This is a genomic window from Sinomonas atrocyanea (assembly GCF_030811715.1).
GTDB classification, from domain to species: domain Bacteria; phylum Actinomycetota; class Actinomycetes; order Actinomycetales; family Micrococcaceae; genus Sinomonas; species Sinomonas atrocyanea_A.
On the sequence record NZ_JAUSRH010000003.1, the window covers coordinates 267,266 to 293,856 of the forward strand.

Here is a 26,591-nt window from a genome sequence, read left to right on the forward strand (position 1 = left end):
GACTGACTTCGTCGGCGCCTGCGGGTGCCGACTCGTGGCGCCGCCGCGGCCGCCGTATGTGGGGACGGACGGGGCGGCTTTGGAGTACGCACAGATGGATATGGAACAGCAGCCCGGCGCCGCGGCACCGGACGAAGCAGCGGTGGCCGAGCAGAAGCCCCGGCGCACCACCACCCGGCGACGCAGCGCCTCGAGCCCGGCGGCGTCGCCGGCCACCCAGGAACTGGCAGGGGCGGACGCCACGGCGGCCGTTCCGGACGCCACCGACCCGGACGCCACCGACCCGGACGCCGCCGGCCCGGAGGCCGCCGCGGCCGAACTCCCGGCGAAGCCAAAGCGGGCCACCCGCAGCCGCCGCACGGCTACGGCACCCAAGGGTGCTCCCGCCGAGCCGAGCGCTGCCGAGCCGGCGCCCGCAGACCAGGAGCCGGCCGCCCCCGCGGACGACGCTCCCCAGCAGGACTCCGCACCGGCACCGGCCGCCCCTTCGGCCGCCGGGCCCGCTGCCGAGGCGCAGGACTCCGCAGGCACGGAGTCCACGGAGGAGAAGGCCCCGACGTCGCGCCGCCGCCGCGCCTCGGCCCGTGCCGCAGCCGTCAAGGAGGAGACGCGCCGTCCCGAGCGCCCCGCCGGCGACGCCGATCTGGCCCAGGAGCCCGAGGCAGCCGCTGCCCCGGCAGCCGGCTCGAGGGCCAAGAGCTCCGTCCGTGGCCGCCGCCGGGCGACCGCCCGGCCGGGCGCCGCCGAGGGCGCCCCCGTCGAGGGGGCGCAGACGGCCGGTGCTGCCGAGCCCCAGCTGCCTGCCGCCAAGCGCGGCGCCAAGGAATCGGCCGGCCAGGAGTCCGCGGCGGCCCCGGCTGCCGCCGCCCCGGCGCCCGCCACCCCGCGCGAGGACGCGGGGGCGCGCGAGGCCGCGCGGGCAGAGACCGAGGAGCAGCCGGAGGGCGGCCTCGCGGCGCTCTTCAGGGAGCCCATCTCCCCGACGTCGATGATCTTCCAGGCTCCCGACCTCAGCACGGTGGTCCGTCCCGCCGCCGAGTCCGTGGAGGACCACGAGGAGGAGCAGGACGAGGACGAGGAGTCGGAGCTGTCCGGCCGCCGGCGCCGCCGCGGACGCGGCCGCCGGGGCCGCACGCGCGGCACCGAGGCCGGCGACGATCAGGACGCCGAGGACGGCGAGCCGGATGAGGAGACCGAAGAGGTCACCTCCCGCCGCCGCAGGCGCCGCCGCCGCGGCGAGGCCGACCTCGAGCTCGAGGGCGGGCTCGACGACGATCCGCCCGGAACGGTGACCCGCGTGCGGGCGCCGCGCACACCGTCGGAGGCGACGAGCACCCGGGTACAGAGCGTGAAGGGCTCCACCCGCCTCGAGGCCAAGAAGCAGCGCCGCCGGGAGTCCCGCGAGTCGGGGCGCCGCCGCCACGTGATCACCGAGGCCGAGTTCCTGGCCCGGCGCGAGTCCGTGGACCGCCAGATGGTGGTCCGCCAGAAGGACGACCGCATCCAGATCGCTGTGCTCGAGGACGGCGTGCTGGCCGAGCACTTCGTCTCCAAGACGCAGCAGGACTCGCTCATCGGCAACGTCTACCTCGGCCGGGTCCAGAACGTGCTGCCGTCCATGGAGGCCGCCTTCGTGGACATCGGCCGCGGCCGCAACGCCGTCCTGTACGCGGGCGAGGTCAACTGGGACGCCGCCGGCCTCGACGGGGCCCCGCGCCGCATCGAGAACGCGCTCAAGTCCGGCGATTCCGTGCTCGTCCAGGTCACCAAGGACCCGGTGGGCCACAAGGGAGCCCGGCTCACGAGCCAGATCTCCCTGCCCGGCCGCTACCTCGTCTACGTGCCCGGCGGGTCGATGACGGGCATCTCCCGCAAGCTGCCCGACGTCGAGCGCGCCCGGCTGAAGAAGATCCTCAAGGACCGCCTCCCCGAGGATGCCGGGGTGATCGTGCGGACCGCGGCCGAGGGCGCGAGTGAGGAAGAGCTCACGCACGACATCAACCGCCTCCGGGCCCAGTGGGAGTCGATCCAGGAGCAGGCCTCCTCAACGAAGGTGCTCGCGCCGGAGCTGCTGTACGGCGAGCCCGACCTCACCATCAAGGTGGTCCGCGACGTCTTCAACGAGGACTTCTCCAAGCTCATCGTGAGCGGCGAGGAGGCGTGGGACACGATCGAGGCCTACGTCACCTACGTCGCGCCCGACCTGCTGGGTCGGCTCGAGAAGTACGAGGCGGACGAGGACGTCTTCGCCCACTGGCGCATCGACGAGCAGATCCACAAGGCGCTCGACCGCAAGGTCTTCCTGCCCTCGGGCGGCTCCCTCGTGATCGACCGCACCGAGGCCATGACGGTGGTCGATGTCAACACCGGCAAGTTCACCGGCTCGGGCGGAAACCTCGAGGAGACCGTCACCAAGAACAACCTCGAGGCCGCGGAGGAGATCGTCCGCCAGCTGCGCCTGCGCGACATCGGCGGCATCATCGTGATCGACTTCATCGACATGGTGCTCGAGTCCAACCGGGACCTCGTGCTGCGCCGGCTGGTCGAATGCCTCGGGCGGGACCGCACCAAGCACCAGGTGGCCGAGGTCACCTCGCTCGGGCTCGTCCAGATGACCCGCAAGCGCATGGGCACCGGCCTGCTCGAGGTCTTCAGCGAGAACTGCGAGGTGTGCGGCGGCCGCGGGGTCATCACCCACGAGGAACCCGTCGAGCGCGGAAGCCGCCCGGCGGCCCCCGCCCCGGAGCACCAGGCACACCAGGCCCCACTGCGGACCGAGGGCGCGGCTTCCGGCAGCGGGCGCAAGCGCCGCCGCCGCGGCGGCGGGCAGCAGCCCGAGACGCAGGAGGCGCCGGCGCCCGCCCAGGCCCAAGCCGCCCCGCCGGTGGACGACGCCGAGCGCCAGGCCCGCGCGCAGGCCACCCGCGCCGCACTCGCGGCCGTGGCGGCCGCGGCCCACGCAGCCCACGTGCACGACGGCGAGCAGCCGGCGCACCCTGAGCACGCGCAGGGCGGCGAGCCGGCCCAGCAGGCTCCCGCGGCCGCGGCAGAGCACGCCGGGAAGGCGCACGCCCCAGAGCCCGTGCGCGCCCTGGCCTCGTCGGCCCCGGCGGCCCGGGCCGAGGCGACGCACGGCCCGGCGCCCGCCCGCGCCACGTCGGAAGGCGAGGACGGCCGGCCCGTGCTCACCATCGGCGGCGAGCGGATCGAGATCCCGCACGGCGACCTTCCGCAGGAGCCGCCGGCGGCCGCGCCGGCGCTGAGCCTGGACGCGCTCAGCCACGCGTTCGACCAGCTGACGGGGGAGCGGCACGGGGCGGCCGAGGCCGAGCCGCGCCAGGGACGCAAGCGCCGTAGCCGCGGCGCCCGCAGCGGCCAGGGATCGGCGGAGGTCACGCGCGTCGAGGAGACCGCCGGCGCGGTCGGCGGCCAGACCCGCAGCGCCGCTGCGCCGGCCCAGGCCGGCAAGCCCACGGCAGAGGCTCCGAAGGACGAAGGCGGGCCGATGATCCTGGGCGTCGGCGTCCCGGCGTCGGAGCTGTAGCAGGCATGGGTGCCGTTCCCCGTGTCCTGAGCATCGCCGGCTCCGACCCCTCGGGCGGAGCCGGCATCCAGGCCGACCTGAAGAGCATCGCGGCGATGGGCGGCTACGGCATGTGCGCCATCACGGCGCTCACCGCCCAGAACACCCGCGGGGTCACCGCGGTGCACACTCCGCCGGCGGACTTCCTCGCCGCCCAGCTCGAGGCCGTCGGCAGCGACATCCAGGTCGACGCCGTGAAGATCGGCATGCTCTCCGACGCCGCGGTGGTCCGCACGGTGGCGGCCTGGCTGGAGCAGACCCGGCCGGCCGTCGTCGTGCTCGACCCGGTGATGGTGGCCACGAGCGGCGACCGGCTGCTCGCTGCCGACGCCGAGGAGGCCCTGCGCGGCCTGCTCGCCCACGCCCACCTCGTCACGCCCAATCTGCCCGAGCTGGGGGCGCTGCTGGGGGAGGCCACGGCGTCGACCTGGAACGAGGCGCTCGAGCAGGGGCGCCGGCTGTCCGAGCGAACCGGGGGAGCGGTGCTCGTCAAGGGCGGCCACCTCGAGGGCGCGGCCTGCCCCGATGCGATCGTCGACGCCCGCCGCGGCGCGGATGCGGTCCTCGTGCAGATCGAGGGCGAGCGCGTGTCCACCCGCAACACGCACGGCACGGGCTGCTCGCTCTCCTCCGCGCTCGCCACGGTGCAGGCGCGCACCGGGGACTGGGCCCGCTCGCTCGCGGTGGTGAAGGAGTGGCTGCGCGGCGCGCTCACAGCCTCCGGCGACCTCGAGGTCGGCGGCGGCCACGGCCCCGTGCACCACTTCCACCATCTGGCCGCCTCCGTTCCCCTCGCCGAGGGCGAGTTCACGGACGGGCTCTGGCGCGACACCGCCAAGGTCCGGGCCGAGATCGACGCGCTGCCGTTCATCGCCCAGCTCGACGACGGGACCCTGTCCCAGACCCACTTCGCCTACTACCTCACCCAGGACGCCCTGTACCTCAACGGGTACTCCCGCGTCCTGGCGCGGGCGAGCGCGCTCGCCCCGACCGAGGAGGAGCAGGCCTTCTGGGCGGAGGGTGCCCGCGTCTGCCTCGAGGTCGAGGCGGAGCTGCACCGCACCTGGCTCTCCCGCCACCCGGTCCCGGCGCACGACGCCGGCGGCCCCGGAGCGGCGACGGGCGGCGCCGGCGGTGCCGTCCCCGGCCCCGTGACGAAGGCGTACGTGGACCACCTGCTCGCAGCCTCCGCGTCCGGCAGCTACGCGGTGCTCGCCGCGGCAGCGCTCCCGTGCTACTGGATCTACGCCGAGGTCGGCGCGGCCCTCCACGCGCGGCATGCCGCCCGGCCCGAGAGGGAGGGACACCCGTACGGCGCGTGGATCGGCACCTACGCGGACGAGGCCTTCGCTGAGGCGACGCGCCGGGCCATCGCCTACACGGACGCCGCGGGCCGGCGCGCCTCGGTCACCGAGCGCGCCGCCATGCGCGAGGCCTTCACCGCGTCCGCTGTCTACGAGCGCGAGTTCTTCGACGCGCCACGCAGGTTCGCCTGACCGGGCGCGCCCGCCCGGTGGGATACACTGGACGGGCGTGCTTTTCCGGCAGGCAGTGGCCGCGTAGGCTTCATTTGCGGCCGGACAGAGGACTAGCGTATTCTTGATCCTCGGTGCTTGCGCCGTCACTTGGGTATTCACTCCCAGGGATTCCCCTCGCGGACTCACGGCAGAAGCACACTTGGGCGCCTGACGCGCCGTGCCGTTGCACGGACGCCGGGCGCCGCGCGCAAAGAGCTTTTGGAAATATCAGTCGAGAGAAGTGAGTTCCCCAGTGGTGTACGCGATTGTCCGCGCCGGCGGCCGTCAGGAGAAGGTGTCCGTCGGAGACCTCGTCACCCTCAACCGCGTGGCCGGTGAGGCCGGCAGCACCATCGAGCTGCCCGCCCTCCTGCTGGTCGACGGCGAGAAGGTGACCTCCGCCGCTGCCGAGCTGGCCAAGGTGACGGTCACGGCCGAGGTCCTCGAGGACCTCCGCGGCCCGAAGATCGTCATTCAGAAGTACAAGAACAAGACCGGTTACAAGAAGCGCCAGGGCCACCGCCAGGAGCTGACCAAGGTCAAGATCACCGGCATCAACGCCTGAACCTTCGGGTTCGCCCAGACTCTAGATTTCCTCAGGGAGGCACAGCTCATGGCACACAAGAAGGGCGCAAGCTCCACCCGCAACGGTCGCGACTCGAACGCGCAGCGCCTCGGCGTCAAGCGCTTCGGCGGCCAGTCGGTCAACGCCGGCGAGATCATCGTCCGCCAGCGTGGCACGCACTTCCACCCCGGCAACGGCGTGGGGCGCGGCAAGGATGACACCCTCTTCGCTCTGACCGCTGGCGCGGTCCAGTTCGGCACCCGTGGCGGGCGCCGGATCGTGGACATCGTCGTCGCCGCGTAGCAGAAGACAGGCAGCATCGGCTGCGCCCTCGCGCGCGGCCCGTTGACACAGGGTGGAGTGGGCCAGTGGTCCGCTCCACCCTTTGCTGTGTCCCCGCTCCACCCCGGAGGGGCGGACACGGCCCGCGAGCTGGAAAGACCCAGCACTAGAATCGGGTGACAGGCCCGAAGACCTAAGGAGAATGAAGTGGCGAGCTTCGTGGACCGCGTAGTCCTGCACGTCTCGGGCGGGAACGGCGGCCACGGCTGCATCTCGGTCAAGCGGGAGAAGTTCAAGCCGCTCGGCGGCCCCGACGGGGGCAACGGCGGCAACGGGGGCGACGTCGTCCTGCGCGTCTCGCACCAGACCACGACGCTGCTCGACTACCACCACTCCCCGCACCGGCACGCCCAGAACGGCGGCCCCGGCATGGGCGACTGGCGCGCCGGGCACACCGGTGACACCCTCGTGCTGCCCGTGCCGGACGGCACCGTGGTCAAGTCACGCGACGGGAGGGTCCTCGCGGACCTTGTCGGCGAGGGCACCGAGTACGTGGCCGCCGCCGGCGGCCAGGGCGGCCTGGGCAACGCGGCGCTCGCCTCGGCCAAGCGGAAGGCCCCAGGCTTCGCGCTCCTCGGGATCCCCGGGGACGAGCGGGACATCGTCCTCGAGCTCAAGTCCATCGCGGACATCGCCCTCGTCGGCTACCCCTCGGCCGGCAAGTCGAGCCTCATCGCGGCGATGTCGGCCGCGCGCCCCAAGGTCGCCGACTACCCGTTCACGACCCTCGTGCCGAACCTGGGCGTGGTCCAGGCCGGAGACGTGCGCTTCACCATCGCCGACGTCCCGGGGCTCATCGAGGGCGCGAGCGAGGGCCGCGGGCTCGGGCACGACTTCCTCCGCCACGTCGAACGGTGCGCGGCGATCGTCCACGTCCTGGACTGCGGCACCCTCGAGGCGGACCGCAACCCGATCGACGACCTCGACGTGATCGAGCGCGAGCTCGAGAAGTACGCCGTGGACATGAGCTACGCGGGCGCCGACGGCCAGGCGCAGCCGCTCAACGAGCGCCCCAAGCTCGTGGCCCTGAACAAGACCGACCTCCCCGACGGCAGGGACATGGCCGAGATGGTCCGCCCGGAGCTCGAACGCCGCGGCTACCGGGTGTTCGAGGTCTCGGCGACGAGCCACGCCGGGCTCAGGCCCCTCGGCTTCGCGATGGCCGAGATCGTCCAGGCCGCGCGCGACGCCGTCCAGGCGGCCCCGCCGAAGGTGGCCCCCGCCGTCCTGCGTCCCCGCGCCGTGAACGAGGCCGGGTTCACGATCCGGCGCGAGGAGCGCAACCTCGAGCCGCTGTTCCGGGTCCTGGGGGAGAAGCCGGAGAAGTGGGTCAAGCAGACCGACTTCACCAACGAGGAGGCCATCGGCTACCTCGCCGACCGGCTCAACCGCCTCGGGGTCGAGGACCAGCTCTTCAAGGTGGGCGCGAAGCCCGGGGACACCGTGGTCATCGGCGAGGACAACGCGGTGGTCTTCGACTGGGAGCCGACCATGATGACCGGCGCCGAGATGCTCACCGGGCCCCGCGGCACCGACCTGCGCCTCGCCGACTGGGAGCGCCCGACCCGCGCCCAGAAGCGCGAGGACTACGAGGACCGCAAGGCCGCGAGGGCCGCGGCGCGGGAGGAGCTCGAGGCCGAGCGGCGTGCCGGCATCTGGACCGAGTCGTCGCGCCGGCGGGGGCCCGAGAAGGACGCCGTCGCGGCCGAGGAGGCCGCCGAGGGGGAGTGGGTCGATGACGACGACGACCTCTGAGGCCACCGCACGCGGGCGCGAATGGCTGCCCGAGGCCCGCAGGATCGTCGTCAAGGTCGGCTCCTCGTCCCTCACGACGATCCGCGGCGGCATCTCGGAGAAGGCCCTCAAGGCCCTCGTGGACACCCTCGCTGAGCGCGCCAATGCGGGCACCGAGATCGTCCTCGTCTCCTCGGGCGCCATCGCCGCCGGACTCGCCCCGCTCGGGCTGGCCCGCCGCCCCAAGGACCTCGCCACCCAGCAGGCCGCGGCGAGCGTGGGACAGGGACTGCTCATGGCCAGGTACACGCAGGCCTTCACGGCGCACGGCGTGACGGTCAGCCAGGTGCTCCTCACCGCCGACGACCTCGTGCGCCGCACCCAGTACAAGAACGCGCACCGGGCCCTCGAGAAGCTCCTGCACCTCGGCGTGGTCCCCGTGGTGAATGAGAACGACACCGTGGCCACCCACGAGATCCGCTTCGGCGACAACGACCGGCTCGCCGCGCTCGTGGCCCACCTCGTGCACGCCGATGCGCTCGTGCTGCTCTCCGACGTGGACTCCGTCTACACGGGGCCGCCGGCCGAGGGGGGCGTGCGGATCGAGCACGTGCGCGACACCGCGGACCTCGACGGTGTCCGGATCGGCAGCGCCGGCAAGGCCGGGGTCGGCACCGGCGGCATGGCCACCAAGGTCGAGGCCGCGAGCATCGCCGCCAGTTCGGGCATCCCGGCCCTCGTGACCTCCACCGCCGCCGCGGCGCGCGCCCTCGCCGGCGAGGACGTGGGCACCTGGTTCAGCGTGAGCGGCCGGCGCAAGCCGGTGCGCCTGCTCTGGCTCGAGCACCTCGCCGCCGTCCGGGGGACCCTGACGCTCGACGACGGCGCCGTCCGGGCTGTCGGGCAGCGGCACCGTTCGCTGCTGCCCGCCGGCATCACGGCCGTCTCGGGGGAGTTCGAGGCCGGCGACCCGGTCGAGATCGCGGACCAGTCGGGCCACGTGCTCGCCCGCGGGCTGGTGAACTTCTCCGCCGACGAGCTCCCGGCCATGCTGGGCCGCTCGACCAGGGACCTCGGGCGCGAGCTCGGGCCGGAGTACGAGCGCGTCGTCGTCCACGTCGACGACCTCGTCCTCGTGTGACGCCGGGCCGGGCCCCGCGCGGGCCCGCCTCGGTAGACTTGTGCCATGACTGACACCGCGCGCGCGACTGCGCCTGCCTCCGTCCCCGCCGAGACCACGGCTGCCACCGCACCGGCCACGCGGGCGCCCGGGCAGGCCGTGCTCGTGCCGGCCGACGTCGAGGTGGCCGTGCACGCGATCGGCGACCGCGCCCGCGCGGCCTCGCGCGTCCTGGCCCGCGCCAACCGGGCCTGGAAGGACCGCGCGCTGCGGGCGATCGGCGCGGCGCTCAAGGAGAATGAGGCAGCGGTCCTGGCCGCCAACAGCGAGGACCTCGAGGCGGGGCGCGCCAACGGCACGTCCGCGGCGCTGCTCGACCGGCTCGCCCTGACCCCCGCCCGCATCGACGGCCTCGTCGACGCGCTCGAGACGCTGGCGGGGCTCCCCGACCCCGTGGGCACCGTGGTCCGCGGGCAGACGCTGCCCAACGGTGTGCGGGTGCGCCAGGTGAACGTGCCGATGGGCGTGGTGGCCGCCATCTACGAGGCGCGGCCCAACGTGACCGTGGACATCGCCGGGCTGGCCCTCAAGAGCGGCAACGCGGTGATCCTGCGCGGCGGCAGCGCCGCCGGCCACACGAACGCGGCCCTGCTGGGCATCATCCGCGACGCCCTCGCCTCCGTCGGCCTCCCCGATGACGCCGTGCAGAGCGTGGACGCCTACGGGCGCGAGGGCGGCAACGCCCTCATGAAGGCCCGCGGCCGGGTGGACGTGCTGATCCCGCGCGGCGGCCGCGACCTGATCCAGAACGTGGTGCTCAACTCGACCGTGCCCGTCATCGAGACCGGTGAGGGCAACGTCCACGTGTTCGTCGACGCCAGCGCGGACGAGCACATGGCGGTGGAGATCCTGGTCAACGCCAAGACCCAGCGCCCGAGCGTGTGCAACACGGTCGAGACCGTCCTCGTCCACCAGGACTCCACGGTCCTTCCGGCGGTGGCGAGGGCACTGGCCGAGCGGGGCGTGCGCCTGCACGTCGACGGCCGCACGCTCGCCGCCCTGCCCGGGGACGTGGCCGCGGACGAGGCCACCGACCGCGACTGGGCCACCGAGTACATGGATCTCGAGCTGGCCGTCGCCACCGTGGACGGACTCGACGAGGCGATCGCGCACATCCGCCGCTGGAGCACCGGCCACACCGAGGCGATCATCACCAACGACCTCGCCAACGCCGAGCGCTTCATCGCCGAGGTCGACTCGGCCGCGGTCATGGTCAACGCCTCGACCCGGTTCACCGACGGCGGCGAGCTCGGCCTCGGCGCCGAGGTGGGGATCTCGACCCAGAAGCTGCACGCCCGCGGTCCGATGGGCCTGGCGGAACTGACCACCACGAAGTGGATCGTGCAGGGCGAGGGGCAGGTCCGGGCCTGATCGGCCGGGGTAGGATGAAGGCCAGTCCAGATCCTGCATCTGAGAGTTACGACCTGAAGGGGAGACCATGCTGGCAACGCTGATCAGCACCGCAGTCAACGTGAGCGCGGAGGCCGCCGGCCACGAGGAGCCTGCTCCGCTCATCGCTCCGCCGTTCGTCATCGGCATCACGATGTTCGTGATCTTCGCCGTGCTGATGTTCGTCACGGTCTCCTACACGAACCTCGGCCGCCGCCACGAGCCTGTCGACGAGCACGCGGACCCGCACCGCCAGCACCCGAACAAGCACGACCGCGGCCAGGGCCACTGATCCCTTTCGCCTTGGCCCCAGCAGAGCAGTCCGGGAGCGCGCGTCGCCACCGCCTCGGAGTCATGGGCGGGACGTTCGACCCGATCCACCACGGCCACCTCGTCGCGGCCAGCGAGGTCGCGTCGAAGTTCGACCTCGACGAGGTCGTGTTCGTGCCGACGGGGGAGCCGTGGCAGAAGTCCAAGAGCGCGGTCAGCGCCGCCGAGCACCGGTACCTCATGACCGTGATTGCGACGGCGTCCAACCCGCGCTTCACGGTCAGCCGCGTGGACATCGACCGTCCGGGCCCGACGTACACGAAGGACACGCTGCGCGACCTGCGGCGGCTGCGGCCCGAGGCCGACCTGTACTTCATCACGGGCGCCGACGCCATGGCGCAGATCGTGGGGTGGAAGGACGTCGACGAGCTGTGGGAGCTCGCCCACTTCGTGGGCGTGACCCGGCCCGGGCACGAGCTCCACGACCTCGGCCGCACCGATGTCAGCCTCCTCGAGGTCCCCGCCATGGCGATCTCCTCGACGGACTGCCGGGCCCGCGTGGCCGTGGCAGAACCGGTCTGGTATCTGGTGCCGGACGGCGTGGTGCAGTACATCGCCAAGTACGGCCTCTACCGTGGGAAGGGCCGGCCGTCCGACGACGGCGACGGCCACGCGCAGGATGAGAACGGAGAGGCAGGGAGCACAGCGGCCGCTGTGCGATGAGCAGGCATGAGCAACGAGGATAGGCCGATCACGAGCCGGCGCGAGCGTCGCCTGGCCCAGCAGGCTGCACTCGCCTCGGCCCCGCAGGAGCAGCTGACGCCGGAACAGGCCGACGCGGAGGCCCGTGGGCGGGCCGAGGCGGCGGCCGCAGCCGCCCGCGCACGGTCCGAGGCGCTGGCAGCCGCCCACGGCGCGGCCGCCGCGGCGGCGCGCGGCGGGGACACGCCGTCGTCCGTCGACCGGCCGCCCGCGCCAGCCCGTGCCCCCCGCTCCCGCCCGGCCGGAGCCGAGGTGGCACCCGCCGAACGCAGTTCCCAGGCGCGCGCCCGCGACCGGGCCGCCCAGCGCGTCCTGCGCGAGCTCGCCGAGAAGGAACAGGCCGCCCAGAGCGCCCAGCAGTCCTTCCCGACCCGGCGCTCCATCCGCGAACGCGAAACCGGCAAGATCCCGCCGATCACGGGCCTCCCGGAGGCCCCCGCCCAGCCATCACAGGACGAGGCCGCAGGCGGCGGGACGCCCCCGGCCCCGGCGCCGCCGGTCGCTGCCGGGCCGCAGAGCCCGGCGGCGGGCGGCAGGGCACCCGTTCCGGGCGTCGACCCGGCCCCGCCCACGGCGATGCAGGGGATCGTGCCCCAGGGGCTGACTGTCACCCCGGCGCTGGGCCCGGAGACCGGATCGTTCCGCAGGCTCAGCCACGAGCAGATCGCCGCCGCCCGCGAATTGCTCAAGGAGCAGGCCAAGAACCAGGCCGCCATGCTCGATTCCCAGCGCGGCGGTCCCGGCACCGAGGTCGATCCGGCGCTCCTGGCCGAGCAGGTGGCCATGGCCGAGCGCGCCGCGGTGCTGAACCGGCGCGCGCAGGCCAAGCAGCGCCTCGCGGAGGAGTCCCGGAAGGAGGCCGCGGCCCCGCCGCGGAAGGCGCCCGCCCCCGCGGCGACCGACAACCTCGCCATGGTGACCCCGCTCGAATTCGTGCGCGTGCCCGGCGTCCCGCACCCCGTCATGAAGCCTCCCACCACCACGCACGTCCCCGTGGTGACCGGCAAGAACGCGCGCCAGCCCAGGCCCGCGGCCGGGCCGGCCGGCTCGCGGCCCGTAGACCTTCGCCGGGCCCAGCCCCGCGGAGAGATGCCGGAGGGCGCCCCCGTCTCGGCACGCAGCGCCCACGGGCTCGACCCCCTCGACTCCGCGCACGCCGGCGTCGGCCGTGCCCAGCGGGAGCGCCTCGTACTCCTCGCCATCGGCGCCGTGGGCATCCTCGCCCTCATCGTCGCCATCATCATGATCGTGCTGGGCGGCAAGTAGCGCCCCCCAGCAGCAGCAAGCCTCCAAGGAGAAGAGTGAGCGCAACAGAGACGGCCATCGAGCTGGCCCGCACGGCCGCCAAGGCCGCAGCGGACAAGCTGGCCGAGAACATCGTGGCGGTGGACGTGAGCGAACGCCTCGCGATCACCGACATCTTCGTCATCGCCTCGGCAGACACCGAGCGGCAGGTCAACGCCGTCGTCGACAACATCGAGGACGAGCTGATCGTCCAGCTCGACCGGCGCCCGGTCCGGCGCGAGGGCCGCTCCGAGGGCCGCTGGGTCCTGCTCGACTTCGGCGACGTCGTGGTCCACGTCATGCACAGCGAAGACCGCTCCTTCTACGCGCTCGAGCGCCTCTGGAAGGACTGCCCCGTGGTGGACCTCGGCCTCGACGACGCGGGGGCCTCCGCCTCCGCCGCGGGCTGAGGGCGGTGCACGGCGACGCCGCGCGCGGGGCGCTCCGGCGCATCGTGTTCTGGCGCCACGGGCGCACCGACTGGAACGCCGCGGGCCGGTTCCAGGGTCAGACTGACATCCCCCTGAACGAGGAGGGCATCCGCCAGGCAGAGCAGGCCGCGCGCCGGCTCGCCTCGCTCTCCCCGTCCGCGATCGTCGCCTCGGACCTCGGCCGGACCCGCGCCACCGCGGAGGCCCTGGCCGCGGTGACCGGACTCCCCGTGGCTGTGGACAGCGGGCTGCGTGAGACGAACGCCGGCGCCTGGCAGGGGCACACCTTCGACGCGATCCGGGGCATGGACCCCGAGGCGCTCCGCCGCTGGGAGGACGGCGACGTCCACACGGCCGCGGGAGGCGCCGAGACGCGCCTCGACGTGGCCGCGCGCGTCCACCGCGCCGTGGACCGCGCGCTCGTCGGGGTGCCCGCGGACGGGACCCTCGTCGTGGTGAGCCACGGCGGCGCGATCCGCGTCGGCCTGGCCCACCTGCTGGGCCTGCCGCACGACCTCTGGGGCGCGCTGGCGGGGCTCTCGAACTGCTCGTGGTCCATCCTCGAGGAGCGCCGGGCGCACCGCGACGGGACGTTGCGCTGGCGCCTCGGCGAGCACAACGCGGGCACGCTGCCGGTGCCGGTCACCGTCGAAGAGGGCTGAGGGCCGGCGCCGCGCAGGGCCGGCGCTGATTTGTGCGGAGGGGCCGCGAGGCTCTAAGATAATCGAGTTGCTCCGGACGGGGTGAAGGGCTCTGAAGGCCCGTCACGACACGTCTGGAACCGACTCTCGGGGCTGTGGCGCAGCTGGTAGCGCACCTGCATGGCATGCAGGGGGTCAGGGGTTCGAGTCCCCTCAGCTCCACGGGGGTATGGCGCAGTTGGTAGCGCGTCTGCATGGCATGCAGAAGGTCAGGGGTTCGAATCCCCTTACCTCCACGGAGTTGCTCGTATCTAAAGTGCATCCGAGCTGTGAGGCCGCCCGATGGGCGGCCTCAGGCGTTTCCGGAGGAGGGCAACCGCCCCGCGGCCTAGCTCTGCCCCTCAGCTCTGCCAGCGAGGTTGGCCTTGATGGTCTCCATGACGGTCGTGTCCGCAAGGGTCGTGACATCGCCGATCGGGCGCTGCTCTGCGACGTCGCGCAGGAGCCGGCGCATGATCTTTCCTGACCGCGTCTTGGGCAGCTCGGGGACGATCATGATCTGCCTCGGCCTCGCGATCCCACCGATCTCGTGTTCGACGTGCTCGCGCAGTTCCTGCACGACGTCCGGGCCGCCGTCGCCCGCGTCTGTGCGGAGAATGACAAACGCCACAATCCCCTGGCCGCCCACCTCATCCGAGGCCCCTACGACCGCGGCCTCGGCTACCTTGGGATGCGCCACGAGGGCCGACTCGATCTCTGTTGTCGAGAGGCGGTGCCCGGAGACATTCATGACGTCGTCCACGCGCCCGAGCAACCAGATGTCGCCGTCCTCGTCGCGCTTGGCCCCGTCGCCGGCGAAGTACAGCCCAGGGAACCGCGACCAGTAGGTCTCGACGTACCGCTTGTCATCTCCCCAGATTGTCCGCAGCATGGCTGGCCACGGCTCGGTCAGGACAAGATAGCCTCCGGACCCCTTCGGGACGGTGCGGCCCTCGTCATCCACGACATCGGCAGAGACCCCGGGCAGTGCGCGCATGGCGGCGCCCGGCTTCGCCGGCGTGACACCCGGCAGGGGGCTGATCATCTGCATGCCGGTTTCGGTCTGCCACCAGGTGTCGACCACCGGCACTCGACTGTGGCCGATGTTCTCGCGATACCAGACGTATGCCTCGGGGTTGATCGGCTCCCCGACGGTACCGAGCACCCTGAGTGAGCCCAAGTCGAAGCGTCCGGGGATGTCCTCGCCCCACTTCATGAAGGTGCGGATGGCCGTGGGCGCGCAGTAGAGGATCGAGACCTTGTATTTGTCGATGATCTCCCACCACCGGCCCCGGTGCGGGGCGTCGGGGGTCCCCTCGTAGAGCACGGACGTCGCAGCGTTGCTGAGCGGCCCATAGACGATGTAGCTGTGCCCCGTCACCCAGCCGATGTCCGCGGCCGTCCAGAAGACGTCGGTGTCGGCCTTGAGATCGAAGACGCCCCAGTGGGTATAGGAACAGCCGACCAGGTAGCCGCCAGAGGTGTGGAGGATGCCCTTGGGCTTCCCGGTCGTGCCAGAGGTGTACATGACATAGAGCGGATGCTCGGCGTCAAAGGCCTCCGGATCGTGGTGGACGTCGGCCTGTTCGACCGTCTCATGCCACCAGTGGTCGCGCCCCTCCGTCCACCCGACGTCCTGGCCCGTGCGCCGCACTACGAGCACACTGTGGACGTCCGGGCAGTCCACGAGCGCCTCATCGACCGCAGGCTTGAGCGCCGAGGCCTTGCCCCTGCGGTACCCGCCGTCGGCCGTGATGACGACGTGCGCGTCACAGTCCAAGATCCGGGCCTGCAGCGCTTCCGAAGAGAATCCGCCGAAGACGACCGTGTGCGGAGCCCCGAGCCTTGCACACGCGAGCATGGCCACGACGGTTTCCGGGATCATCGGCATGTAGATGGCCACCCGGTCACCGGCCCTGACCCCGAGGCCCGCCAAGGTGTTGGCCGCTTGGCACACCGCTTCGGTGAGCTCTGCGTAGGTGATGGTGCGACTGTCGCCCGGCTCGCCCTCGAAGTAGAAGGCCACACGCTCCCCGAGGCCCGCCTCCAGATGCCGGTCGAGGCAGTTGTACGCAACGTTCAGACGTCCTCCGACGAACCATTTGGCAAACGGGGGATTCGACCAGTCGAGAACTGTCTCCCATTTCTTAGACCACGTAAGCCGCTCGGCCTGTTTGGCCCAGAACGCGAGCGGATCGCGCTCGGCCTCGGCATAGGCGTCCTTGTGCAGGTTGGCGGCTGAGGCGAACTCTGGCGACGGAGGGAAGACGCGCTTCTCGGTTGTCAGGTTCTCCAAGGGAGAGGGACGCGGCCCATCGGGGGCGGTGGCCATCCTGCTGCCTACCTTGCTGCCCAGACGGGAAGCAGTGATCGCTTCCAGGTCGCGTTGACGACGGTCGCGAACGAACCGTACCAAGCGAGGATCGCGGTAATGATGCCGAGCCAGCCCCCGATGCGGTCGAAGATGGTGGAACCCGAGAAGGCGCCGATGGTGAGGGCAAGGAACGTCAGGGTCAGCATGACGAAGACTGCGAAGACCACGCCATTGGTCCTGATCGCGGCGACTGTCATATAGGCGGTGAAAATCGTCCAGCCGAGGAGGTAGGCGCCGACGCCAGCAGACCCGGCCTTGCTGGCGACATCCGGGTTTGTCTCGAGCCACCAGAAGGACGCCCAGAAGAATCCAAAGGAGCAGAACGCGGTCGCGCCGAACGTGTTCCCCTTGGCGAATTCCCAGAGCCCGGCCGCGACCTGCGCGAGTCCGCCGTAGAAGAGGGCCAGACCGAGCACAGCCGAGCCCGCCGTCGGGACGAGGTTCGCGTTGGCAAGGCTGAGGACGAAGGTTGTCATGGCAAAGGCACCTAGGCCAAGCGCAGCCGGATCGGCGAATGCCGGTCCTACAGTGACTGGGGTCGTTGCCGCGCTGTGAGCTGATGTTGCGGTCATCTCTTGCACTCCGATCAAGTGTTGCTGCTGCGCTGCCACAGCTGCCGGGGCGCGAGCGGCCGAAGCGCCGTGAGCGCGGACCCTTGGCAGGGGTACCAGCGGTCCCTACACGCGCAGGGTACGACCGGATCACCTGTGGCGATAGGGCCCCGAGACTCATCTGGAAGCCCTCGCGCGGCGGCATGGTTCCCCCGGGCGTGATCCGATGGCTATGCCGCCCACGAGGCGGTCCTCGTCGCTGTGTCTCCACGAAGCCTTCACCCGGCGTTCATCCTCCCCTCGGCTGCCGGTACCGGTCCGGCGGCGACGATGGAGCCGTGCAGCTCACCGAGTACATAGACCTCGTCGAGGACCTCGCCTCCGCCGTGCTCAACGGCGAGGACAGCGCGGCCGCGAGCCTGGCCCAGACCGTCAAGTCCGCCGGCCGGGAGGTCCGCACCCGGGCGCGCCAGACGGACTGAGGTCCCTAGCCGCACTCCTGGCGGCGGCGCATAGTGGTCTCGACCGACCCTCACCCGGCACGGGAGTGACGCCATGCAAGAAACCCAGCGCCCCATCGGCTTCCTCCTGCGGACCCTGGACCGGCTGCTCGAGGACCGCTTCGACGAGGCGCTCGAGCGGCACCGGCTCAGCCGGCGCCAGTGGCAGCTCCTCAACGTCTTGGCCGACACCCAGGCCACGGTCGCCCAGCTCGACGAGGCCATCGCCCCCCTGCTCGAGGACGGCGCGGAGGAGACGAGCGAGCGCCACCTCGAGCCGCTGCTCGGCGGCGGCCTCGTCGCGGAGAAGGGCGGGGTCTACCGGCTCACCGATCTGGGCCGCATGGAGCTCCACGGTGCGCGGGAGACGGTCAGCGGCCTGCGCGAGACGACGGTCCGGGGGCTCGAGGACGGCGAGTACGAGCGCACCCTCCGTGCCCTCGAGACCATGATCGACAACCTCTCAGGCTGAGGCGCGTCCCCAGGGACGGATCGCCGGACGACTGGGTGCCCGGGACGCTGGGTCACCACGGCCGGCGGGTGAGGCCGAGGCCGGGCTTGCGCTGGTGCACCGAGAGGTAGCGCAGCCCCTCAGCGCCGGCGGTGAACTGGCGGCGCGACCGCTTGGGCAGCCACACGAGCGCCCCCGGTTCGAGCGCGACCTCCCCGTCCTCCGTCGCGAGCGTGCCGGCCCCGGCGATGACATGGAGGAGCACATCGAGGTCGGGCCCCACGTGCTGGCCGATGGTCCCGTGCGGCGGCAGCGCGATCACGTTCGAATCGAGGTCCCGGTTCCCCATGGTGAGCCGGAAGACGGCACCCGAGGCGTCGGCGTCGTGCGCCTGCGCGAGGGCGAGCGTGTCCGCGAGCACCCGCGGCAGGGGAGTGGACGCGGTCCTCGTGACCCGGATCCGCCACACCGGCCCCCGTTCGAGGTACTCCCACGAGGAGGCGCCGTACTGGTCGTCGTCGAACTCCGCCCGCAGCGGCCCGGGGTCGAGGTTCGTCACGAGCAGGAACGACTCTCCCACGGCGAGGTTCGCGAACGCCGCGAACACCGCCCGCTTGCGCTCGGGCTTGGGGATCGGCCTGACGTCGAGGTCCATGAAGGGCAGGATAGTCCCATGGCTGACCACGGCGAGCGCCTCACGATCCCTGCACCCGGGACCGACGTCTCCGGCGTCTACTCGCGGCCGGACGGTGCGGACGCGACCGTCGTCGTGGCGCACGGCGCCGGGGCCGGGATGGACCACCCGTTCATGGTCGCGTACACCGAGGCGCTCGACGCGCTCGGGCTGGCGACCCTGAGGTTCAACTTCGCCTACATGGAGGCGGGGAGGAAGCTGCCCGACAGGGCACCGAAGGCGGTCCCCGTCTGGGCGGCCGCGTTCGAGGAGGCGCGACGTCGCTCCGCCGGGGAGCCGGTGTGGGCCGCGGGGAAGTCGTTCGGCGGCCGCATGGCGTCCCTGGCCGTGGCCGAGGGCGCCATGGAGCCGGCCGGGCTCGTGTTCCTCGGCTACCCCCTGCATCCGGCCGGAAAGCCCGAGAAGCTGCGCGACGAGCACCTGTACGGCATCACGTTGCCGATGCTGTTCCTCTCCGGCACCCGCGACGCGCTCGCCGGCGCAGACCTGCTCGAGGGCGTCGTGGCGAGGCTCCCCACGGCCACCCTCGCATGGCAGGAGGGCGGCGACCACTCCTTCGCGGTCAAGGGCACCAGGCGGACCCCTGCGGAGGTGGTGGCCCCCCTCGCCCGGCAGACGGCCGAGTTCGTGCGCCGCGGCGCACTCTAGCGGGCCCTGCGCAGCGGTCGCGCGGACCCTTGCGCCGCGGCCGTCCCGGTGGTCCTCTGGGACCTGTGGACGAGGAGCTGCGCTGGAGCGACGGGCTCGCGCAGGCCGAGCTGGTGAGGACCGGGAAGGCGAGCCCCGCTGAGCTCGAGGCCGAGGCCCGCGAACGGATGGGCCTGCTCGGTCCTGGGCTGAACGCTCTCGTGTGGGAGGCAGCCCCGGGCGGGGCAATCCCGGCCGCGCAGGCGGCCGCGAACGACGCCGGCCTCCCGCCAGCCGCGGCCGGCGCACCCTTCGTCGGGGTGCCGTTCCTGGTCAAGGACCTCGCGCTCGAGATCGCGGGCACGCCGTTCCGGGAGGGCTCGCGCTGGACCGAGGGCACCGTCTCGGCGCACACCCAGGAGCTCGCCCTGCGGCACGCCCGCGCCGGGCTCGTGACCGTGGGCAAGACCGCCACCTGCGAGTTCGGCCTCGCCCCGCACTGCGAGCCGGCGCTCCACGGCCCCGTCCGCAACCCCTGGGACCCCGCGCGCGCGACCTCCGGCTCGAGCGGCGGGTCGGCGGCGGCCGTCGCGGCGGGCATCGTGCCGCTGGCCCACGGGGGAGACCTCGGCGGCTCGATCCGGTACCCCGCGGCGTGGTGCGGGGTGTTCGGCTTCAAGCCGAGCCGCGGGCTCGTGCCGGAGGGTCCCGAGTACGGCGACATCGTGGGCGGCCTCGCCGTGGAGCATGCGCTTACCCGGTCCGTGCGCGACTCGGCCGCGCTGCTCGACGCGGTCGCCGGACCCGCCCCGGGCGACCCGTACGCCGCTGCCGGCCGCCCCGGCGGCTGTTCCGCGGCGCTCGCAGCCGGGCCGGGGAAGCTGCGGATCGCCGCGACGGCGAGGCCGCCGGCCAGCCCGTCCATTCGGCCTGGGCGGGGGCGCTCGAGGACACGGTCCGGCTGCTCGCCCGGCTCGGCCACACGGTCGTCGAGGGCGCGCCGGATCCGCTGGGCCGCGACGGGCACCGCGCGATCCGGGCCGTCTACGGCGCTGCCGCAGCCTGGGTGTGCGCCTACTGGACCCGGCGCACCGGCCGCAGGCCGTCCGATGAGGAGATCGAGCCGTACACGCGCGCGCTCTTCGAACGGGGCGGCCGGATCGGCGCGGGCGAGTACCTTGCCGGGGTGGAGGAGCTCCAGCGCTTCGCCCGGCGCGCCGCGGCGTTCTTCGCCGACGTCGACGCCTGGCTCACGCCCACGATGGGCGGCCCCCCGGTGCCGCTGGGGACCCTCACCGGCACCGACGAGGATCCACTGCGCGGGGAGGCGGCCGCCGGGGGATTCCTCATGTTCGATGCCGAGTACGCGAACATCACGGGCGGACCGGCCATGAGCGTGCCCGCGGGCCTGGACAGCGAGGGGCTCCCGCTCGCCGTCGCGTTCCTCGGCCGGCCGGGAGAGGATGGCCGCCTCATGGCTCTCGCCGCGCAGCTCGAGGAGGCCCGTCCGTGGGCCCACCTGCACCCGCCCGCGCGGGGAGCCTGAACGAGGAGTGACGTCGTGTCTGGCCCGCCTCCGCTGGCTGCCCCGGCTCAGCTGGCGGGCGGGCCGAGCGCGGGAGGCTCCTCCCCGCCGTCGTGCTTCCCCGGACCGGCCCGGTCGGCGCGGAGGGTGCGCACCGCCGCGCCCACCGTCGGGTAGAAATGGTCGACGCCGAACCTCGCCCGGGTGCCGAACCGCACGAGCCTGTCCTTCATCGGCCCCTTCAGCTCGGCGAACACGAGCTCGATGCCACGCCGGGCAAGCCACTCGTCGAGTTCGATGAGCTCCTCGAGCGCCGTCGTGTCGATCCCCGTGATGGGCTCGGCCGCGAGGACCACGTGGGTCACGGGCCGGCCGGCCGCCTCGACGAGCGCTCGGACGAAGTCCGTGAGCACCGAGCCGTTTGCGAAGAAGAGCGGCGCATCGAACCGCGCGAGGATCAGGCCGGGGATGCGGGTGCCCTCGGGGTGGCGCGAGAGGTCGTGGTAGCCGGGCACATCCTGCAGGTGCCCCAGTTCGGCGCGGTACGGGGTGAAGGCGCGCCGCACGAACTCGAGCAGCGCAAGCCCGATGGCCACGAGGATGCCGGTGAGCACGCCGAGCGTGGTCACCCCCAGGAACGTGGCGGCCATGACCGCGGCCTCACCCCGGCTCATCCGCGCGAGCCGGATGATCTCGGGCACCTCGACGAGGCCGGCCACGGCCGCGATCACCACCGCGGCGAGCGTCGCCGTCGGGATGTACGCGGTGGCGCCGGGCGCGAGGAGCATGAACGCGAGCACGAGGGCGGCGGCCACGACGCCTGAGAGCTGGCTGCGGGCTCCCGCCGCCAGCGCCACCGGAGTGCGCGACCCGCTGGCCGACACCGGGAAGCCGCCGAGGACTCCGGTGACCGCATTCGCCAGCCCGATCGCGCCCAGCTCCCGGTTGCCCGAGACATCACCGCCGTACCGGGCCGCGAGGCTCTTCGACAGCACGCCCGAGTCCGCGAAGGTCATGAGGGCGATCCCGGCCGCCGGAACCACCAGCGCCACGGCGTCACCCAGGGCGACGCCGACGAGGGGCGGGGGCGGCGGCCCTGATGGGAGTGCGCCGGCCACCGCCGTGCGCGCACCCAGCCCGAGGGCCCACGTGGCCACCCCCGACCCCGCGACGGCCGCGAGCATGCCCACGAGCCGCCACCCGAGCAGCCTGGCCGCGGCGATGACGGCGAGTGACCCGGCACCCACCGCAACCGAGACCGGATTGGCCTCGGGGAGTGCCGAGGCCAGGGCCACGAGCTCCTCCCAGGGGGTGGCGCCGGAGGCGTGGAGCCCCAGCAGCGTGGCCAGCTGGGACGCGAAGACCACGAGCGCGAGTCCGCCGAGGTACCCGAGCCGGATCGGCCGCGACAGCAAGTGCGTCACCACCCCCAGCCGGAGGAGCGACCCGGCCACCATGAGCGCTCCCATGAGCAGGGCCAGGAGGCCCGCGAGTGCGACGGCCCGCTCGGCGCTGCCGGCGGCGAGCGGCAGGACCGATGCCGCAATGAGGGGCGCGAGCGCCGAGTCGGGCCCCAGGACGAGGACGCGGCTCGGCCCGACGAGCGCGTAGACGGCCATTGGGACCACCGTCGCGTAGAGCCCGGTGACCGGCGGGAGCCCCGCGGCCTGCGCGTACGCCATGCCCGCCGGGATGAGGAGCGCGAACAGGCCAGCTCCCGCCACGGCGTCCTCGCGCAGCCAGCGCGGCTCATAGTGCCTCAGCCACGGCGCGAGGGGAACCCGCCGCAGCAGGCGGCCACCCGGCGCCGCACCGCGCGCACGCCTCCCACCCACGCCCATGGTGGGATGATGCCGCGCCACCGGCCCCGCCGCCAGTGCCGGTGGCAGGATGGGAGGGTGAGCACAGCGATCGTCGTCGGCAGCGGGCCCAACGGTCTCGCCGCGGCCGTGCACCTGGCCGCCCACGGGGTGCGGGTCCGGGTGCTCGAGGCCGAGGCGGCGATCGGTGGAGGATGCCGCTCCTCCGAGCCGACCCTGCCCGGCGTGGTCGCCGACGACTGCTCGGCCTTCCACCCCCTGGCCGCTGCGTCCCCGTTCCTCACCGGGCTGGGGCTCGAGGAGCACGGCCTGCGCTGGCGGTGGCCCGAGATCCAGCTCAGCCACCCCCTCGACGGCGGCCGGGAGGCAGTGCTGTGGCAGGACCTGGCCCGCACCGCCGAGAGGCTCGGCGGGGACGGTCCGGCGTGGGACGCGCTCGTGGGCCGCGCCGCCCGCGGCTTCGGCACCATCGTCGGGGAGTTCCTCGGCCCGCTGCTCCATGTGCCCCGGCACCCGCTCGCCCTCGCCCGCTTCGGAGCGGACGCCGTCCTCCCGGCAACGCTCACGGCCCGCCGATGGCGCGGCGAGGAGGCGAGGGCATTGTTCGCCGGCATCGCCGCCCACGCCTTCGCGCCTCTGGATGCCCCCCTGACCACGTCCGTGGGGCTCGTGCTGGCCGCGTCCGCGCACGCGGTCGGCTGGCCCGTCGCGGAGGGCGGGTCCGGGGCCATCGCCACCGCGCTCGCGGCCCGGCTCGCCCGCCTCGGCGGGACCATCGAGACCGCCGCGCCGGTCACCTCGGCCCGCGAGCTCGACGGTGCGGACCTGGTCCTCCTCGACCTCGCCCCCGCCGCCGCGGCCCGGCTCCTCGCCGGGCGCCTCCCGGCCGGCACGGCGGCGGCCTACTCCCGCTACCGCCACGGCCCCGCGGCCTTCAAGGTCGACTTCGCGATCGAGGGGGACATCCCGTGGCAGGCGGAGCACTCCCGCCGGGCCGGCACCGTGCACCTCGGCGGCACACTCGAGGAGATCGCGGCGGCCGAGGCGGAGGCGGCCAGGGGCCGGATGCCGGCCCGGCCGTTCGTCCTCGTGGGGCAGCAGTACCTCGCCGACCCGTCGCGCTCGCGGGACGGCATCAACCCCGTCTGGGCCTACGCCCACGTCCCGCATGCCTACCCGGGGGACGCCACGGAGGCGCTCACTGCCCAGATCGAGCGGTTCGCGCCCGGCTTCAGAGCAACGATCCGGGCCACGGCCGTGCGCGGACCGGCTGCCCTCGAGGCCCACAACGCCAACTATGTGGGCGGGGACATCGGCACCGGCGCCACGTCCGGGCTCCAGCTGCTCGCGCGCCCGCGGCTTGCCGCCGACCCCTATGCGACCGGGGTCCCGGGCGTCTACCTGTGCTCGGCGGCCACCCCGCCCGGGCCGGGGAGCCACGGCATGTCCGGCTACCGGGCTGCGCAGTCCGCGCTCGGCTGGCTCGCGCGCCGCTAGGGTGGACGGGTGCACGACCCACGCAGGCCCGCCTTCCCCTTCGACGAGCTCCGACGCCGCCCGGATGTCGAGGCGCCGAACCTGTTGGCCTTCGACGCGACCGACCGGCTCCTCGGGGCCCGCGGCGTCGACCAGGCCGAGGCCCGCGGACTCGCCGGGCGGGACATCGCCGTGATCGGCGACGCCTACGGTGCGGTCACGCTCCAGCTCGCCTCCGCCGGGCTCACCGGAGTCCGGGTCCACCAGGACCTCGTGACCGGCCGGGCGGCGCTCGCAGGGAACGCCGCGGCGCTCGGACTCACCGGCACCTACGTGGGGCACGAGCTGGACTCGGGCCTGCTCTCCGGCGCCCGGCTGGTCCTCGCCCAGCTGCCGCGGGGACTCGCGGAGCTCGAGGAGCTCGCCGACGCAGTCGCCCGCTGGGCGGCCGACGACGTCGTGCTGGTCGCGGGCGGGCGGGTCAAGCACATGACGCTCGCCATGAACGGCGTCCTCGGCGCCCGCTTCACCGAGGTCGGCGCCGAGCTCGCGGTCCAGAAGTCCCGGCTGCTGACAGCCGCCGGCCCGCGGCCCGTGCCGGAGCACCCGCCGTTCCCGGTGTGCGCTGCGCACGACGACGTGGGCCTGACCCTGTGCGCGTTCGGAGGCGCCTTCGCGGGACCGCGTCTCGACGTGGGCACGCGCTTCCTGCTCGACTTCCTCGACCGCATGCCCGGCGGCCCCGGGAGCACCGTGGTGGACCTCGGCTGCGGCACCGGCGCCCTCGCCGCCGCCTACACTCTGCGCCACCCCGGCGCGCGCGTCGTGGCCACGGACCGCTCGGCCGCGGCGGTCCGTTCGGCGCGCGCCACGATGGAGGCGAACGGCGTGGCCGGGCGCGTCGCCGTCGAGCACGACGACGCCGGCGGGTCGCTTCCCGAGGCGTCCGCCGACGTCGTGCTCCTCAACCCGCCGTTCCATCTGGGGGCCAGCGTGCACGCCGGGGCCGGGATCAAGCTCATCGACGCCGCCGGCAGGCTGCTGGCGCCCGGCGGCGAGCTGTGGTGCGTGGCCAACAGCCACCTCGGCTACCGGGCCGCGCTGCAGGCGGCCGTGGGCAGGACGGAGGTGGCGGGGCGCAACCGGAAGTTCACCGTGACGCGTTCGGTGCGGCGGCACGCGCGCGGCGCCGCGCCCACCGACACCCGGGCACAAGGCCCTTCTCGCGCTCCCGCCCCGGGCGTACCGTCGGAAGGACCATGACCGAACAGCAGCCCTACGAGCTCCTCCGCCGCTACGCGGACTTCGAGCTGCGTCGTTACCCCGCCCACACCGTGGCGGAGGTAGAGGTGAACGCGTCCTTCGACCGGGCGGGCAACGCTGCCTTCCGCCACCTCTTCAACTACATCAGCGGCAACAACACCGCCCGGCAGTCCCTGGCCATGACCGCGCCCGTGGTGCAGGAAGCCGCGTCCGGCCGGCCGCCGTCGCAGAAGGTGGCGATGACGGCCCCGGTGCTCCAGAGCGGGCCGCTGGACGCCTCCGCCTCCGGCAGCGGCGGTGGGGGCGAGGACGCCTATGTGGTCGCGTTCGTGCTCCCCGCCGGCATGACGGAGGAGTCTGCCCCCGTGCCCGCCGACCCGCGCGTGCGGATCCGGACCGTGCCCGGTTCCACGGCTGCCGTGCTGCGCTTCTCCGGCCGCGGGTCCGCTTCGGCGTTCGCCAAGCGCAGCCGGCAGCTGCAGGACGCCCTGGCCGCGGCGGGCCTGGAGCCCTCGGGGGCGCCCCGGTTCGCACGGTTCGACCCGCCGTTCAAGCCCTTCTTCCTCCGCCGCAACGAGGTCGTGCAGGACGTGGCGCGGCCCTAGGGGCCAGCAGGACCGCCCCTACGGGGCGAAGTCCGCGAGGAGCGCGGCGAGCGTGTCCTCCCCGCCGCCCGTGACCGCAGGATCGCCGCCCTCGGTCGCCACGGCGAGGATGCCGAAGTGGAGGGCCCAGCCCGCAGCCCGCAGCCAGCAGTCGGCGTCGTAGTCGGCGCCCAGCCGCGCCCTGAAGGCCGCCCGGTCCCCGGGGCCGAAGAGCTGCCACGCGCACGCCAGGTCCACGGCCGGGTCGCCCGCGCACGCGTCGCCGAAGTCGATCACTGCAGTGAGGCTACCGTCGGCAGCCAGCAGCACGTTGCCCGGGTGCAGGTCACCGTGGACCCATCGGCGCGGGCCCGCGAGCGGGGCGGCGCGCCTGCACCGGTCCCAGAGCCGAGCCAGGGCCGTGGCATCCGTGCGGGCGCCCACCCGGGCGAGACGTGCGTGCACCGCGGCGTCGATGGAGTCCAGTCCGCCGTCACGGAACCGATTCGCCGGCGCTCCCGCGCGGGCGGTCGCGTGCAGCGCCCGGAGGAAGGGCGCGAGCCGGCCGGCGGCGGCCCCGCGCAGGCGGGCCGGGACGGCGAGCGCGGGGAGGCCGTCGGCCCACAGGCACACGCTCCAGTTCCACGGGTAGCCGCGCCCCGGACGGCCGCGTCGCACGGGGAGCGGGAGCCCGACGTCGACCCCCGCCGCCGCGAGGCGCGCCGCGGCCGCGGGGACCACCTCGAGCTCCTTGAGCAGCAGGGGAGCTGCGAGTGCCCGCCGCGGGAGGCGGACGCAGAGGTCCTCGCCAAGCCGGAAGACGACGTTGTCCCAGCCCACAGCGGCCGGCCGCAGCACGCGGTCGGCGAGGTCAGGGTACTGGTCCGCCAGGAGCACGGAGACAAGATCCGCCGAGATCGGGACTTCCTGCTCTGGTACGGAGGCCGTCGGCATGCATCATCCTCGTCGCAGGGGTGGGAGAATTGCGT

24 protein-coding genes, 2 tRNA genes and 1 pseudogene are annotated in these 26,591 nt (G+C 73.5%); 22 read left to right on the forward strand and 5 right to left on the reverse strand.

Annotation, left to right across the window (positions count from 1 at the left end):
* The first annotated feature begins 94 nt into the window (after window positions 1-94).
* The 14 genes from J2W21_RS06730 to J2W21_RS06795 all read left to right on the forward strand — a co-directional run bounded on the left by J2W21_RS06730 (window position 95) and on the right by J2W21_RS06795 (window position 13,994).
* Window positions 95-3,544 carry an Rne/Rng family ribonuclease gene (locus J2W21_RS06730; protein WP_444965505.1) on the forward strand — a complete coding sequence of 1,150 codons (3,450 nt, stop codon included), beginning with the start codon at window positions 95-97 and terminating at the stop codon, window positions 3,542-3,544.
* A gap of 5 nt (window positions 3,545-3,549) precedes the next feature.
* Window positions 3,550-5,079, forward strand: coding sequence for a bifunctional hydroxymethylpyrimidine kinase/phosphomethylpyrimidine kinase (locus tag J2W21_RS06735; protein ID WP_307113720.1), 1,530 nt, complete (start codon window positions 3,550-3,552; stop codon window positions 5,077-5,079).
* A gap of 274 nt (window positions 5,080-5,353) precedes the next feature.
* Entirely contained in the window at window positions 5,354-5,665 is a 312-nt protein-coding gene (gene rplU / locus J2W21_RS06740; RefSeq protein ID WP_066498167.1) for a 50S ribosomal protein L21, read from the forward strand.
* A 48-nt stretch (window positions 5,666-5,713) separates the two neighbouring features.
* A complete protein-coding gene (gene rpmA / locus J2W21_RS06745; protein ID WP_066498165.1) occupies window positions 5,714-5,968 on the forward strand; it encodes a 50S ribosomal protein L27 in 255 nt (84 codons plus the stop codon).
* Window positions 5,969-6,154: 186 nt separating this feature from the next.
* On the forward strand, window positions 6,155-7,762 hold the full coding sequence (gene obgE, locus J2W21_RS06750) for a GTPase ObgE (protein ID WP_307113721.1): 1,608 nt from the start codon (window positions 6,155-6,157) through the stop codon (window positions 7,760-7,762).
* Complete coding sequence (gene proB / locus J2W21_RS06755; protein WP_307113722.1) at window positions 7,743-8,882, forward strand: glutamate 5-kinase; 1,140 nt, start codon at window positions 7,743-7,745, stop codon at window positions 8,880-8,882. The genes obgE and proB overlap by 20 nt, the downstream gene beginning before the upstream one ends.
* A gap of 45 nt (window positions 8,883-8,927) precedes the next feature.
* Complete coding sequence (locus tag J2W21_RS06760; RefSeq protein ID WP_307113723.1) at window positions 8,928-10,292, forward strand: glutamate-5-semialdehyde dehydrogenase; 1,365 nt, start codon at window positions 8,928-8,930, stop codon at window positions 10,290-10,292.
* Between the two features lie 67 nt (window positions 10,293-10,359).
* Window positions 10,360-10,602 carry a hypothetical protein gene (locus J2W21_RS06765; RefSeq protein WP_307113724.1) on the forward strand — a complete coding sequence of 81 codons (243 nt, stop codon included), beginning with the start codon at window positions 10,360-10,362 and terminating at the stop codon, window positions 10,600-10,602.
* Window positions 10,603-10,613: 11 nt separating this feature from the next.
* Window positions 10,614-11,303: a nicotinate-nucleotide adenylyltransferase gene (gene nadD / locus J2W21_RS06770; RefSeq protein WP_307113725.1), complete on the forward strand. Its 690-nt coding sequence runs from the start codon at window positions 10,614-10,616 to the stop codon at window positions 11,301-11,303.
* Between the two features lie 6 nt (window positions 11,304-11,309).
* Window positions 11,310-12,608: a hypothetical protein gene (locus tag J2W21_RS06775; protein WP_307113726.1), complete on the forward strand. Its 1,299-nt coding sequence runs from the start codon at window positions 11,310-11,312 to the stop codon at window positions 12,606-12,608.
* A gap of 35 nt (window positions 12,609-12,643) precedes the next feature.
* On the forward strand, window positions 12,644-13,036 hold the full coding sequence (gene rsfS, locus J2W21_RS06780; protein WP_307113727.1) for a ribosome silencing factor: 393 nt from the start codon (window positions 12,644-12,646) through the stop codon (window positions 13,034-13,036).
* Window positions 13,037-13,041: 5 nt separating this feature from the next.
* The gene (locus tag J2W21_RS06785) at window positions 13,042-13,719 is read left to right on the forward strand and encodes a histidine phosphatase family protein (protein WP_307113728.1); all 678 of its coding nucleotides are present in this window, start codon (window positions 13,042-13,044) and stop codon (window positions 13,717-13,719) included.
* A gap of 128 nt (window positions 13,720-13,847) precedes the next feature.
* A tRNA-Ala gene (locus J2W21_RS06790) sits at window positions 13,848-13,920 on the forward strand.
* A 1-nt stretch (window position 13,921) separates the two neighbouring features.
* Window positions 13,922-13,994 (forward strand) — tRNA-Ala (locus J2W21_RS06795).
* 92 nt (window positions 13,995-14,086) lie between these two features.
* On the opposite strand, the gene acs is transcribed toward J2W21_RS06795, so the two are convergent.
* Together acs and J2W21_RS06805 are read right to left on the reverse strand one after the other, a co-directional pair.
* Window positions 14,087-16,069, reverse strand: coding sequence for an acetate--CoA ligase (gene acs, locus J2W21_RS06800; RefSeq protein WP_307113729.1), 1,983 nt, complete (start codon window positions 16,067-16,069; stop codon window positions 14,087-14,089).
* Between the two features lie 8 nt (window positions 16,070-16,077).
* On the reverse strand, window positions 16,078-16,683 hold the full coding sequence (locus J2W21_RS06805) for an acetate uptake transporter (protein WP_307113976.1): 606 nt from the start codon (window positions 16,681-16,683) through the stop codon (window positions 16,078-16,080).
* Between the two features lie 317 nt (window positions 16,684-17,000).
* Between J2W21_RS06805 and J2W21_RS06810 the strand changes: the two genes are divergently transcribed.
* Together J2W21_RS06810 and J2W21_RS06815 are read left to right on the forward strand one after the other, a co-directional pair.
* On the forward strand, window positions 17,001-17,144 hold the full coding sequence (locus tag J2W21_RS06810; protein WP_307113730.1) for a hypothetical protein: 144 nt from the start codon (window positions 17,001-17,003) through the stop codon (window positions 17,142-17,144).
* Between the two features lie 73 nt (window positions 17,145-17,217).
* A complete protein-coding gene (locus tag J2W21_RS06815; RefSeq protein WP_307113731.1) occupies window positions 17,218-17,634 on the forward strand; it encodes a MarR family transcriptional regulator in 417 nt (138 codons plus the stop codon).
* A 52-nt stretch (window positions 17,635-17,686) separates the two neighbouring features.
* Here J2W21_RS06815 and J2W21_RS06820 read toward each other — a convergent pair whose 3' ends face one another.
* Window positions 17,687-18,268, reverse strand: coding sequence for a DUF2249 domain-containing protein (locus tag J2W21_RS06820; protein WP_307113732.1), 582 nt, complete (start codon window positions 18,266-18,268; stop codon window positions 17,687-17,689).
* Window positions 18,269-18,286: 18 nt separating this feature from the next.
* Between J2W21_RS06820 and J2W21_RS06825 the strand changes: the two genes are divergently transcribed.
* The 3 genes and pseudogenes from J2W21_RS06825 to J2W21_RS06830 all read left to right on the forward strand — a co-directional run bounded on the left by J2W21_RS06825 (window position 18,287) and on the right by J2W21_RS06830 (window position 20,480).
* Window positions 18,287-18,955: an alpha/beta hydrolase family protein gene (locus tag J2W21_RS06825; RefSeq protein ID WP_307113733.1), complete on the forward strand. Its 669-nt coding sequence runs from the start codon at window positions 18,287-18,289 to the stop codon at window positions 18,953-18,955.
* Window positions 18,956-19,122: 167 nt separating this feature from the next.
* Window positions 19,123-19,827: pseudogene (locus J2W21_RS19790) on the forward strand (amidase family protein); the annotation flags it as partial.
* Complete coding sequence (locus J2W21_RS06830) at window positions 19,782-20,480, forward strand: amidase family protein (protein WP_373423085.1); 699 nt, start codon at window positions 19,782-19,784, stop codon at window positions 20,478-20,480. The pseudogene J2W21_RS19790 and the gene J2W21_RS06830, both read left to right, overlap by 46 nt.
* Window positions 20,481-20,527: 47 nt before the next feature.
* Here the strand turns inward: J2W21_RS06830 and J2W21_RS06835 are convergent, their stop codons facing one another.
* Window positions 20,528-22,300 carry a SulP family inorganic anion transporter gene (locus tag J2W21_RS06835; protein ID WP_307113734.1) on the reverse strand — a complete coding sequence of 591 codons (1,773 nt, stop codon included), beginning with the start codon at window positions 22,298-22,300 and terminating at the stop codon, window positions 20,528-20,530.
* A gap of 57 nt (window positions 22,301-22,357) precedes the next feature.
* Here J2W21_RS06835 and J2W21_RS06840 point away from each other — a divergent pair, with 57 nt between their 5' ends.
* Genes J2W21_RS06840 through J2W21_RS06850 form a run of 3 tightly spaced genes read left to right on the forward strand, consistent with a single transcriptional unit; the run spans window position 22,358 to window position 25,623 of the window.
* Window positions 22,358-23,776 (forward strand): phytoene desaturase family protein, encoded by a 1,419-nt coding sequence (locus tag J2W21_RS06840; protein ID WP_307113735.1) that lies wholly within the window; start codon window positions 22,358-22,360, stop codon window positions 23,774-23,776.
* 9 nt (window positions 23,777-23,785) lie between these two features.
* On the forward strand, window positions 23,786-25,018 hold the full coding sequence (locus J2W21_RS06845; RefSeq protein WP_307113736.1) for a class I SAM-dependent methyltransferase: 1,233 nt from the start codon (window positions 23,786-23,788) through the stop codon (window positions 25,016-25,018).
* Window positions 25,015-25,623: an SOUL family heme-binding protein gene (locus J2W21_RS06850; protein ID WP_307113737.1), complete on the forward strand. Its 609-nt coding sequence runs from the start codon at window positions 25,015-25,017 to the stop codon at window positions 25,621-25,623. Before J2W21_RS06845 ends, J2W21_RS06850 begins: the two co-directional genes overlap by 4 nt.
* Window positions 25,624-25,641: 18 nt before the next feature.
* On the opposite strand, the gene J2W21_RS06855 is transcribed toward J2W21_RS06850, so the two are convergent.
* Window positions 25,642-26,556: an aminoglycoside phosphotransferase family protein gene (locus J2W21_RS06855; protein ID WP_307113738.1), complete on the reverse strand. Its 915-nt coding sequence runs from the start codon at window positions 26,554-26,556 to the stop codon at window positions 25,642-25,644.
* Window positions 26,557-26,591: the final 35 nt, after the last annotated feature.